8 protein-coding genes are annotated in these 12,014 nt (G+C 53.9%); 3 read left to right on the top strand and 5 right to left on the bottom strand.

The features are described from left to right. The first annotated feature begins 147 nt into the window (after positions 1 to 147). Both CSC3H3_RS15155 and CSC3H3_RS15150 read left to right on the top strand, forming a co-directional pair. Positions 148 to 849 (top strand): XRE family transcriptional regulator, encoded by a 702-nt coding sequence (locus CSC3H3_RS15155; RefSeq protein ID WP_157831915.1) that lies wholly within the window; start codon positions 148 to 150, stop codon positions 847 to 849. 17 nt (positions 850 to 866) lie between these two features. Then, the gene (locus CSC3H3_RS15150) at positions 867 to 1,358 is read left to right on the top strand and encodes a hypothetical protein (protein WP_101285367.1); all 492 of its coding nucleotides are present in this window, start codon (positions 867 to 869) and stop codon (positions 1,356 to 1,358) included. A gap of 900 nt (positions 1,359 to 2,258) precedes the next feature. On the opposite strand, the gene CSC3H3_RS15145 is transcribed toward CSC3H3_RS15150, so the two are convergent. From CSC3H3_RS15145 to trxB, 3 genes are all read right to left on the bottom strand, one after another. Then, entirely contained in the window at positions 2,259 to 3,620 is a 1,362-nt protein-coding gene (locus CSC3H3_RS15145; RefSeq protein WP_101285366.1) for an adenylate/guanylate cyclase domain-containing protein, read from the bottom strand. Positions 3,621 to 4,866: 1,246 nt separating this feature from the next. Next, positions 4,867 to 5,775, bottom strand: a complete 909-nt coding sequence (locus CSC3H3_RS15140; RefSeq protein ID WP_101264927.1) for a LysR family transcriptional regulator — start codon at positions 5,773 to 5,775, stop codon at positions 4,867 to 4,869. 379 nt (positions 5,776 to 6,154) lie between these two features. Beyond that, on the bottom strand, positions 6,155 to 7,105 hold the full coding sequence (trxB, locus tag CSC3H3_RS15135; RefSeq protein ID WP_101285365.1) for a thioredoxin-disulfide reductase: 951 nt from the start codon (positions 7,103 to 7,105) through the stop codon (positions 6,155 to 6,157). A 333-nt stretch (positions 7,106 to 7,438) separates the two neighbouring features. On the opposite strand from trxB, the gene CSC3H3_RS15130 reads away from it, so the two are divergent. Further along, positions 7,439 to 7,927: an Lrp/AsnC family transcriptional regulator gene (locus tag CSC3H3_RS15130; RefSeq protein ID WP_101264925.1), complete on the top strand. Its 489-nt coding sequence runs from the start codon at positions 7,439 to 7,441 to the stop codon at positions 7,925 to 7,927. A 221-nt stretch (positions 7,928 to 8,148) separates the two neighbouring features. Here the strand turns inward: CSC3H3_RS15130 and greA are convergent, their stop codons facing one another. Both greA and carB read right to left on the bottom strand, forming a co-directional pair. Next, positions 8,149 to 8,622 (bottom strand): transcription elongation factor GreA, encoded by a 474-nt coding sequence (gene greA, locus CSC3H3_RS15125; protein ID WP_101264924.1) that lies wholly within the window; start codon positions 8,620 to 8,622, stop codon positions 8,149 to 8,151. A gap of 111 nt (positions 8,623 to 8,733) precedes the next feature. After that, entirely contained in the window at positions 8,734 to 11,976 is a 3,243-nt protein-coding gene (carB, locus tag CSC3H3_RS15120; RefSeq protein WP_101285364.1) for a carbamoyl-phosphate synthase large subunit, read from the bottom strand. Positions 11,977 to 12,014 lie beyond the last annotated feature (38 nt).

The following is a 12,014-nucleotide window of genomic DNA, read 5'->3' as shown; positions in this document are numbered from 1 at the left end:
GTTTTGAGTGTTTAATTTCAGGAACAGGAAAAACATAGGCCGAGTTTTATCGTCTTTCAACCGAAAAATATCGTTCCATCCTGATTTGTAACGGAATATCTCGGTTAATTCGGTCAAGTTATTGAAATAAAAAAGAATATGCCAAAGATGGAACACGAGAAAAAAGATGGAAAACAGGTTCCAGCCTATAACATAGAGCTTGGAACCCGGATTTCCTCGGTCATAAGACAATTTAAAAGTTTAAAAGAAGCCGCATCTCACGCCGGAGTGACCGATGAAACTCTGGCGGCATGGAGGGACGGCAAAACAGAACCGAAATTTATCGGTTTGCAAAAGCTGGCTGTTGCAGCAGGTGTTAGTCTGGACTGGCTGGCATCCGGCATTGAGACACTTCCAGAACAGACGACGCAGAGCCGCAAAGACACCGACACAGTGCTCGTACCGCACTATGATGCCCGACTTGCGGCGGGGGACGGGGCGTTAAATGGCCGGTCAAACATCATTGGGTACGTTCCGTTTTCACGGGATTTTTTCCACAAGAAACTCGCGGGAATCAACCCGGACAGGCTGATTATCCTTGATGTTGCGGGCGATTCGATGGAGCCAACCGTAAGCGACGGCGATCAGGTGTTGATCGACACCAAACAAAAGGAACTGACAGACGGCATCATGGCCTTCATACTGGGCGAGACCGCGCACATAAAACGTCTGCGCCTCTTTTTTGACGGGCTGGAAGTGATTAGCGACAATCGCTCCCTCTACCCGTCGCAGCAGGTAACGCGCGAACAGATGTCAAATGTAAAAATCATCGGTCGCGCCCTTTGGGTGGGGCGTTTTCTTGTCCGATAGATCGGGGGAAATCAGCGGTGAAATTTCTTAAATATGCCGTATTAACAGCCACTTGCTGTCTTTTTGCCGCACCGGCTTTTGCCAAACAGTCAGGCATCAACCAGTGGAGTGCCTCTGAATCAAAGGATGCCATAACGGACGAACTTCTTGTTACCGCCGGTATCGCAGCCCCCGAAGGGGTTCAATTGCTGTTCCAGTGTTCACAAGGCCATTTTGTTGCTGTGATTGTCGGCTACCTGCAGAGCGTGAAACTGAAACTTTTGTCAATGGAGGACACTTTGCCAGTCGCCTGGCGCATTGACAAAGAGCCTGCGGTAACGGAGACATGGATCACCTTGGGAAAGGATGCTGCCCTAGCCTCGCTTGACGCCACCAATTTTGCTTTTTCGATTTTAAAAGGCGGCGACAAGCTAGTGTTTCGCGTTCAGGACATCACATCGACCGTGCCCTTAAAAGGGGCCGCAGAGCAGATTTCCCTCCCACTCAAGGCCTGCAACATCAAACCGTAAAAGCATTTTAAGAACCCGTTCAGAGGCTAATCCCCGACTTTTGATAGCCAATTGTTAAAGCAGGCCTGACTACAAAATCATTTGGCGAAACACCCCCGAACGGGTCTGCCTCCAAAAACAAAGAGACGCGCCGCACATTCCCGCACGTCGCACCAAAATCCCCGTTTTCCCGCCATCTATCCCGCAACGTCCCGCCTCATCCCACCATATCCCGCCTCTCTCTAGGTTCTAGTGTCGGTTAACACCCGTTTTTCTTTGCGTGAATCCGGTATTTCCAGACCGGGCGGAATGTGGCGCAAACTTGCGATAAAAAGCCGTTAAATGGCCTTTTCCTGATAATTTTCCTGCCCGATTTACAGGGCATCTTCATAACTGTCAGCGATGCAAACCGATCAGGCGCCCCTCCCTCGCCAGTTATCGGTAACTGCCCCAAAAGGCCGTTCCCCCCAACGGCAGTCCTTCTGGCAGAACATCCATCGCTGACCGGTCTCCCCAAGACCATCTGTCCCCCAAACGGGGTGGGTTCCCCCGACCCACCCCGTTTTCTTTTGCCTGATTGCAAGATCGTATCGCGCAGCGTTGGATTAAGGCGCACCCAGACGGCCGCCAGCTCGCGCTACAATGTGCGCGAATTGGGAAGCGTGTGTGACACGCCTGTGGCTGCTGATTTGTTTGATTGGCGCACACGCCGATCTGAGGGCAGGGGAGGATAGGGGGGATAGAGCGCTGGAGTCGCCTCCAGCCGTTCAGGTACCAGTAAGCTGTGTTTGCACCAGCAGGTGTCAGGGCGCGATGTGTGGGCTCGTATGCGTGCTTAAATGCCATGCCGATAACCGGCATGACGAATGCCAGCCCACGCCTTGGCCGTCTTTGGCGTCTGTCCCCGTCGTGCAGTGTGCGTCAAGCTGGTAGAAAGCTTGTTTGCAGATAGGTCTGGTAATCGGTGCTGAAAATGGGGGTGGGCTGGGTGCGGCCGCGCACGGTGACTTCGCCGCGCCGGGTCCAGTTGCCATTACCGGAAAGTTCCTGGCAACTGGCAACCGTGGCCTCGGATGCCAGAATATAGGTGCCATATTGCTTGTTTAGCGGTTCCAGGCGGGCCGCGATATTGACCGTGTCGCCATGTACCGTGAAGGTCAGCCGGTTTTCACTGCCAATGGCACCAACAATGATGTCGCCGGTATTGATGCCGCAACGGGTTTTCAGTTTGCCGCCGTGGCAGAACGTAAATGTCTCGCACAGGCGCTGGATTTCAATTGCGGTTTTAACCGCACTTTCGGCATGGTTGGTATCGGGTTTCAGGGCGTTAAAGGTAATCAGCATTGCGTCGCCCTGAAACTGGGTGATAACGCCGCCAAACTTTTCGATCACCGCACTGGTGGCGGCAAAATATTCATTGAGCATATGGGCCAGTTCGGCCGGACGCAGATTTTCCGAAATGGTGGAAAAACCTTCAATATCGGTAAACATGATGGTTGCGTTTACGGCTTCGCCATCGCCGGGGCGAATCTGCTGATCGGCGTGGGTGATGCGGTCTGCCACCTCGCGCGAAACAAAACGCGACAGGTCACGCACGGCGATTTCCTCGCTTACCGCGCGCTTGAACGACCTCTGGGCACGCAGAACGGCAATCGCCAATACGCCCGAAACCATGGCAATGGAAATGATCTTGTCGATCTCTGCCCCGATCAGAATCGAGTTCGAGGTTAGATAGGTGACATAGTCACGTGTGATCATGCTGTGTCCGCCCTCGCTCCAGAGGACGTAAAACACCAGCACCAGCCAGCCAAGTGCCGCACTGGCCCCGGCCAGAAGGATATAGCGTGGATCAAACCGCAAAGCGCGCAGGGAAATGAAGATGTAAACATACATCATTGTCGGCGCTTTCAGATAAAAGCTGGCGGGCTGCATATACTGGATATGGAAGCTCCAGATCAGCACCATCAACAGGCTGATATCGGCAATGACAGACAGGGTCAGAACCCAGGATGGCAGGTGAATGCGATAGGACAGAGCCAGCCTGGCAAACGTGACAAGGAAATAAAGGCTGAGCGCCCAGGGGACAGGGTGGAAACCATCGCTCATGGCGGTTTTGGGCGATACGGCATAAAGGGTGCCAAAGATGGTCACCAATAACAACTGCACCCAGCCGATAAGCTGTTCGCTTTCGCGCTGTTGATCCCGGATGGCGTTATTTACCCGTTCCGGAAGGCTGCTTTCCGGTGCCCTGCCAAACAGAAATTCGGCGATGTTATTTTTCATGTATGTGCCCTGTCGCGTTGCGCAACCATACTGATCGTTCTTGGCGGTGCTGCCAAGTCAGTCCTGCACACGGACCTTCACCTTTATGTGTCGCTATGTCCCCGTTCTGCCGTTCGCGCCTGTCAGCAAGGCGAAACGGTAAATTGGTTAATAAAGCCGCGAAACCACATTGGGGCTGTGCGCATGGCAAATGGACAAGATTGATTGGTGAGATGGGCGGGCATTGCAAATGGCCGCGGGTCATGAAGCGGGGCCCGCCTGAATTTTGGACAAAAAAAAGCCGGGCATCAAAGTGCCCGGCAAGTTTATCAGGGAGGCTTCACGTCTGGGAGACGTAGGACCCCTCTCGGGGCCCTGGGTAAGCCGGGCAGGGCGCCCGGCTAAGACCGAAAAAACGGTCAGGGAGAAAACTCTTTACCGCGGTGCGGCGTTCACCGCTGCGGTTCGATTGAGAAAATAGCGATTTAACGGGCGAATACCACTGTCAAATTGCTTTTTCTGCCATGCGTAAAACGCATGTTTCTTGTATAAGTTCCCAAAATAATACAAGTTATTGAAAATAAACGATTTAATCGTGATTAATGTTTCTCAGTTCCGCAGGTTTCAGGATGTTCCATGGTCCTCACGGAAAAGTGCGCTGCGCTTGAGCAAAAAAAACGGCAGCCGTTTCGGGCTGCCGTGAGTCTCAACAGGGAGGCTTTAACGTCTGGGAGACGCGGAATCACTAGGACTCCAGGCCAAATAACGTTTTGACCGGACGCCCCGAAACGGGGACGAAAAAGATGGAAAAAACCTTTGGTGCTACGCACTGTAACAACCACAGGTGCAAATATATGTCTGTGTTTTTTCGTTTAAAAATAGAAAAAGAACAATTCAATCATGCGCAGGGCGCATGGCAGAAAAGTGTCAGTAAAATGAAGCTATTATGACGCAGGCGGGGTTTCCATTGTGCGTTGCGGTGTGCGTTTGCGCGTTGCTGTAACCTCTATGCCTTTGCCAAGCGTTCAACGGTTATGATGAATCTGCCGTTAGTTTGCCCATCGGGGCCATGCGCCGTCATTGATGTAACGCAGAGGGTGCTAACGGTGCGCCAAGAACATTAATAACCGTTTTATGGTTATCCGGTCAGTTGGCGGCAATTGCTGGTGCATTGTGCCGGTATTTACCGGTTTGCAGATAATAAAAACCCCGGCAGAAGGATGATCCTGCCGGGGTTTGAATTTGCGGTATTAAAAGGTCTTACAAATCAGGCGGTTGCCGCCAGACGTGCCTTTACTTCGCTGATTTTGTCGATCAGGAAGTCGCGGAACACACCGATTCGTTTGCTATGACGCAATTCTTCGGGATAGACGAAATAGGCATCAAAGCTGGGGCCTTCGAGTTCCGGCAGGATTCGCACCAGTTTGCTGTCGGCCGGCACCAGGTAATCGGGCAGGGCGGAAATGCCAAGGCCGGATTCGGTGGCGCGGTAGATACCGTAAATATTGTTCAGCTTCAGAATCGGCCGCATATCGGGTTTGTATTGCAGGGCCGCATTCATCATCCAGTTGACGTTGGAAACCGGCGGGCGGGCATCTTCGCCATAAATGATCAGGCGGTGGTCCTTCAGGTCTTCCGGTTTTTTGGGCATGCCATGCGCCTTGATATATTCGGGCGAGGCAAAAATATGATAGCGCAGCGTCATCAACTGCCGTTGGACCAGGTCGGCCTGACGCGGCGGCTGCATACGGATGGCAACATCGGCCTCGCGCATGGCAAGGTCGAGTTCCTCATCATTGAGAACCATGGAAAGTTCGATTTCCGGGTAACGTTCCAGAAACTCGTTAATGCGCGGCGTCAGCCAGATCGAGCCAAAGGCAACCGTGGTGGTAATTTTCAGCGGGCCGGACGGGCGCTCTTTCGATTCGCGAATGCGGGCTTCGGCCATGGAAAGCTTGGCAAACACATCATGGGCCGTGCGATAGAGCAATTCACCCTGTTCGGTAAGGATCAGCCCGCGTGCATGACGGTGAAAAAGAGGTACTTTCACACTTTCTTCAAGTGCACTGATCTGGCGGCTTACCGCAGACTGGCTAAGATTCAGGTTTTCACCCGCGTGTGTAAAACTTCCTGCTTCGGCCACAGCGTGAAAGACACGCAGTTTGTCCCAATCCATTGACCTGCTCCTTTGTCACCACCGTTTGGTCGGCACGATGGCCCCCTGATTATGTCCCGTTTTTAAAAGCATTTGGTTTCCAGCTGGTTAACTGAATGCCATTGCCGCTTTTACAAGGCCGTCATCAAAGTAATATGAGGGCTTGTAGCGGTTGTGCAAGCAAGCATTCACGTTTCGGGCAATTTTCACATCCCCCGCAGCCTGAAACATTGCCATTTCCCCGTCCGCCCCCGACTGATTTCAACAGCCCGTTCCCTGATCGTGCCTTAAAATGCGAAAAAGACCAAAGACATATCGCTGTCTTTGGTCTTTTCCCAAATTCACATCTTTGTTGGCAACCTTCCCGGCATGTCTGGGCTTATGCCATGTGAAACGTTTCTCAGTCTGCCTGTTCGGCCAGGAATTTTTCGGCTTCAAGGGCGGCCATGCAACCCATACCCGCAGCCGTCACCGCCTGGCGATAAATTTTGTCGGTCACGTCACCGGCGGCAAACACACCGGGGATATTGGTGCGCGTGGTGCCCGGTTCGACCAGAACATAGTTTTCGTCATCCATATTGACCTGGCCCTGGAATACTTTGGTTGCCGGGTCGTGACCGATGGCAACAAAGAAACCGTCGCACGGAATATCAAGGGTTTCGCCCGATTTGACATTGCGGACCTTAACGGCTTCAACGCCGTCCATCGGGCCGTCACCGCCAAGGATGTCCTCGATCACGCTGTCCCAGACCACGTCGATCTTTTCGTGTTTGAACAGGCGTTCCTGCAGCATTTTTTCGGCGCGCAATTCACCGCGACGGTGGATCAGGGTGACCTTGCTGCAGATACCAGCCAGATAAAGGGCTTCTTCAACTGCGGTATTGCCGCCGCCAACAACAGTGACCGGTTTGTTGCGATAGAAGAAACCATCGCAGGTCGCACATGCCGAAACACCGCGCCCGTTGAATTTTTCTTCACCCGGCAGGCCAAGCCAGCGTGCCTGTGCTCCGGTCGAGATGATCACGCTATCTGCGATATAGGTCGCACCCGAATCCCCTTTGCAGACAAAGGGACGTTTGGAGAAATCGACATCGATGATCAGGTCATGGACCATGGTGGTGCCGACATGTTCGGCCTGTGCCTTCATCTGATCCATCAGCCACGGACCCTGGATGACATCGGCAAAACCGGGATAGTTTTCAACATCGGTGGTAATCGTGAGCTGGCCACCGGGTTGCAACCCCATCACCATCATGGGCGCAAGGTTTGCGCGGGCGGCATAGATTGCTGCGGTATAACCGGCCGGGCCGGACCCGATGATAAGGACGTTTACGTGGTGTTCCTGGGCCATATGAAATTCGCCATTGCCAGATGTTGTGAAACAATATTTGGAATTGGGAAACGAACATATGGATGAAGGCGGGGTTGTGCAACAGCGCGAACGCGACAATCGGCCTTTTTTGCCTGCAGGGAAGGATGGCTGATATGCGCCTGCGCCATTGCCGCGCCCGTTGCTTGTGTTTTGGGTCGTTTTTGCACCAAAAGTTTATTATTTTCGTGCGTGGCACCTGCTTTACGTTTGCGGAAAGTTGCAAAATCGGCCCGAATATATTATTGCCAGCCTTTGGCCCCGCTGTAATATTGTTTCGTTCGGGGTGTATCAGCGCACAGAATCGAGGAATAGATGCAACGGGTCAAACTCGACAAGATCGACCGCAGAATTTTGCGCGATCTACAGGAAGATGGCCGGATGACCAATGTCGAACTGGCACGTCGTGCCGGTATTTCGGCACCGCCCTGTCTGCGCCGTGTTCGTGCACTTGAGGAAGCCGGGTTCATCCAGGGCTATCATGCCGATGTTGATGCACAGGCACTGGGTTACAATGTGACGGTTTTTGCGCTGGTCGGTCTGGCCAGCCAGGCGGAACATGATTTGCGCGCCTTTGAAAAACGTGCTGCCGAATGGCCCGAAGTGCGCGAATGCCACATGGTTGCTGGCGATATGGACTTCCTGCTCAAAATCGTATCGCATAGCTGGGACGAATATCAGAAATTCCTGACCACCGAGCTGACCGTTGCGGAGAACGTGAACCACGTTAAATCGGCCCTGTCGATTCGTACCGCCAAAAGCCAGCCCGGCGTGCCGATTGATGTGGATGTCGAAGACGATTGACCGTCTTTGCCTGATCACATCCGGCCTTGTGAATTTGCAAAACCCCGTCATGCAAGTGGCGGGGTTTGTTTTGTCTGTCGCGTTATGTGGCGAGGCGTCTTGCAATTTGGTGTGATGCGGGGCGTGGCATCAAGGCGATATTCGCATTCATCGTGCAGCAACAAAAAAGGCCCGATGCAATGACTGCACCGGGCCTTTTTAATCAACCAAAAGATACCTGATCAGACGAAGTTCACCGACAGGATTTCATAGGCTTTGGTGCCACCAGGGACGCTGACTTCGACAGAATCACCAACTGCCTTACCAATTAGCGCACGGCCGATCGGCGAGGTGGTCGAGATACGGCCTTTGTTGATGTCGGCTTCGATCGGGCCAACAATCTGATAGGTCGTTTCTTCATCGGTGTCTTCATCGACCAGGCCAACAGTGGCCCCGAATTTGACAATCGACCCGGCCAGCGACGGCACGTCGATGACTTCGGCGCGGCTCAGAACATCTTCAAGCTCGGCAATGCGCCCTTCAGAGAAGCTCTGGCGTTCGCGGGCCGCATGATATTCGGCGTTTTCCGACAAATCACCATGCTCGCGTGCTTCGGCAATCGCTTTGATGATTTCAAGGCGTTCAACCGATTTACGGTGCTTCAGTTCTTCTTCGAGGCGCTGATGCCCTTGCGGGGTCATTGGTACTTTTTCCATCGCGCTCACAGCCTATTCGTTACAAGTCGACATTACAAAATCAACCGCCCGGCCTGGACCGCCGGGCGGTTTAAACTCGTTTACTACTGGTTACGGTAAAAGCCGATAACCTTAGTATTCATCCCCAAGATATGCCTGAACGGGCTGCACTGCAAGCGCTCCGCGTTTCAGGTTGTCGATCGCCCGCAAGGTTGCACGGGCACCGGCAATGGTGGTGTAGTAGGGGATATCATTGGTCAGCGCCGTGCGGCGGATCGAGAAACTATCGACCACAGCCTGTTTGCTTTCCGTGGTGTTAAACACCAGGTTGATATCGCCGTTCTTCATCATATCCACAATATGGGGACGACCTTCCTGTACCTTATTGACCGGGGTAACGTCCAGCCCTTCTTTTTTCAGGGTCTCGGCAGTACCGCGGGTTGCAACAATCGAGAAGCCAAGAGCAATGGCTTCGCGGGCCAGTTCGATTGCAGCAGGCTTGTCGTAGTTCTTGACCGAGATGAAGATCTTGCCTTCGCGCGGCAGTTTCTGGCCAGCAGCCATCTGTGCCTTTGCAAATGCACGACCGAAATCGGTATCAAGCCCCATGACTTCGCCGGTCGAACGCATTTCCGGGCCAAGCAGCGTGTCAACGCCCGGGAAGCGGTTGAACGGAAGGACGGCTTCCTTGACCGCGATGTGTTTGAACGGGCCGTGATTGATCTTGAAGTCGCCCAGCTTTTCGCCAGCCATGACACGGGCGCCGATTTTGGCAATCGGGTTGCCGGTCGCCTTGGCAACAAACGGAACCGTACGGGATGCGCGCGGGTTGACTTCGATCAGGTAAATCACATCACCCTTGATCGCATATTGAACGTTCATCAGGCCAACAACATTCAGGGCTTTGGCAAGCTGAATGGTCTGGGCCTTCAGGCGGTCAATCACATCCTGACCCAGCGAGTAAGGCGGCAGCGAACAGGCAGAGTCACCAGAGTGAACACCAGCTTCCTCGATATGCTGCATGATGCCGGCGACAAAGACGTTTTCACCGTCGGAAACGGCATCGGCGTCAATTTCAATGGCATCCTGCAGGAAGCTGTCGATCAGAACCGGGCTTTTGCCCGAAACCTGAACGGCTTCTGCCATGTAGCGCAGCAGGTCTTCGGTGGTGTGGACAATTTCCATTGCCCGGCCACCCAGAACATAGCTGGGGCGGATCACAACCGGGTAACCAATGTTTTCGGCAATGGCAACAGCCTGGTCAACCGAACGGGCAATGCCGTTGGCGGGCTGTTTGAGGCCCAGTTTGTTGACGAGTTCCTGGAAACGGTCGCGGTCTTCGGCAAGGTCGATGCTGTCCGGGCTGGTGCCCAGGATCGGAATGCCTGCCTGTTCAAGGGCTGCCGAAAGTTTCAGCGGGGTCTGGCCGCCATACTGCACGATCACACCGAGAAGCTCGCCATTGGACTGTTCAAGCTGGCAAAGCTCGATCACGTCTTCGGCGGTCAGCGGTTCAAAATACAGGCGGTCAGAAGTGTCATAGTCGGTTGAAACTGTTTCCGGGTTGCAGTTGACCATGATGGCTTCGATGCCGACTTCACGCAGGGCATAGGCCGCATGGACACAGCAGTAATCGAACTCGATACCCTGACCGATACGGTTCGGGCCGCCGCCAAGAATAATCACCTTCTTGCGGTCGGTGACTTCGGCTTCGTTTTCCGGTTCGTTGAAACTGTCACCCTCGTAGATCGAGTACATGTAGGAAGTACGCGAGGGGAATTCAGCCGCACAGGTATCGATGCGTTTGTAAACCGGGCGCAGGCCGTGACCCTGACGGATCGCACGAACGTCTTCTTCTTCCTTGCCGGCAAGTTCGGCCAGGCGCGCATCCGAGAAGCCAAGCTTCTTGAGGCGCAGAAGTTCGTTTTTGCTTTCCGGCAGGCCGTTGGCGCGAACCTGTTCTTCTTCATTGACCAGCATTTCAAGCTGGCGCAGATACCACGGGTCAAACTTGGTTGCAGACTGGATTTCGTCCAGCGTCAGGCCATGACGGAACGCCTGTGCTGCATAAAGAATGCGGAAGGGGATCGGCTGGGTCAGTTTGGCGCGAATGGCGGCTTTGTCCGGTGCGCCTTCGATTTTGACTTCGTTCAGGCCGGTAAGGCCCGTTTCCATCGAACGCAGGCCCTTCTGCAGGCTTTCGGCAAAGCAGCCGCCAATCGACATGGCTTCGCCAACCGATTTCATTGCGGTGCCCAGCAGTGCCTGTGCACCGGGGAACTTTTCAAAGGTGAAGCGCGGGATTTTGGTAACAACATAGTCGATGGTCGGCTCGAACGAGGCCGGGGTAACACCGGTAATGTCGTTATCAAGTTCGTCAAGCGTGTAACCAACCGCAAGCTTGGCAGCGATTTTGGCAATCGGGAAACCGGTTGCCTTTGATGCCAGTGCTGATGAACGCGACACACGCGGGTTCATTTCAATGACGATCAGGCGGCCATCTTCCGGGTTAACGGCGAACTGGACGTTCGACCCGCCGGTATCAACACCGATTTCGCGCAGAACCGCCAGGGAGGCGTCACGCATGATCTGGTATTCTTTGTCGGTCAGCGTCAGGGCCGGGGCAACGGTGATCGAGTCACCGGTATGGATGCCCATCGGGTCGACGTTTTCGATAGAGCAGATGATGATGCAGTTATCCGCGTGGTCGCGAACAACTTCCATTTCATATTCTTTCCAGCCCAGGATCGATTCTTCGATCAGAACTTCGTGGCTGGGCGAAATCGCCAGGCCGTTACGAACGATCTGTTCAAATTCTTCGCGGTTATAGGCGATACCGCCGCCTTCACCGCCAAGTGTGTAGCTCGGGCGGATGATGGCAGGAAGGCCGGTATGCTCAAGCGCATCAAGGGCTTCTTCGAAGGTGCGCACCAGGGCGGAACGCGCGCTTTCAAGGCCGATTTTGTCCATGGCATCACGGAACAGAAGCCGGTCTTCAGCTTTGCGGATCACGTCCTTTTTCGCGCCGATCATTTCAACGCCGTATTTTTCAAGCGTGCCGTCGTCTGAAAGCTTCAGCGCGGTGTTCAGCGCCGTCTGGCCGCCCATGGTGGGCAGCAGCACGTCGGGGCGTTCTTTTTCAATGATCTTGGCGACCATTTCCGGGGTGATCGGCTCGATATAGGTGGCATCGGCCAGGTTCGGGTCGGTCATGATGGTCGCAGGGTTCGAGTTGACCAGAATGACGCGATAGCCTTCTTCCTTGAGCGCCTTACAGGCCTGTGCCCCGGAATAGTCGAACTCGCAAGCCTGGCCAATCACGATCGGGCCGGCACCGATAATAAGAATTGATTTGATGTCTGTACGTTTCGGCATGTCTTTTTCCGCTTTTGGCGTTGCGGCCGCGCATCAGG

Source organism: Thalassospira marina (genome assembly GCF_002844375.1).
Taxonomy (GTDB): Bacteria; Pseudomonadota; Alphaproteobacteria; order Rhodospirillales; family Thalassospiraceae; genus Thalassospira; species Thalassospira marina.
The sequence above is the reverse complement of the archived record's forward strand: the minus strand, read 5'-3'. Positions and strand labels throughout refer to the sequence as shown.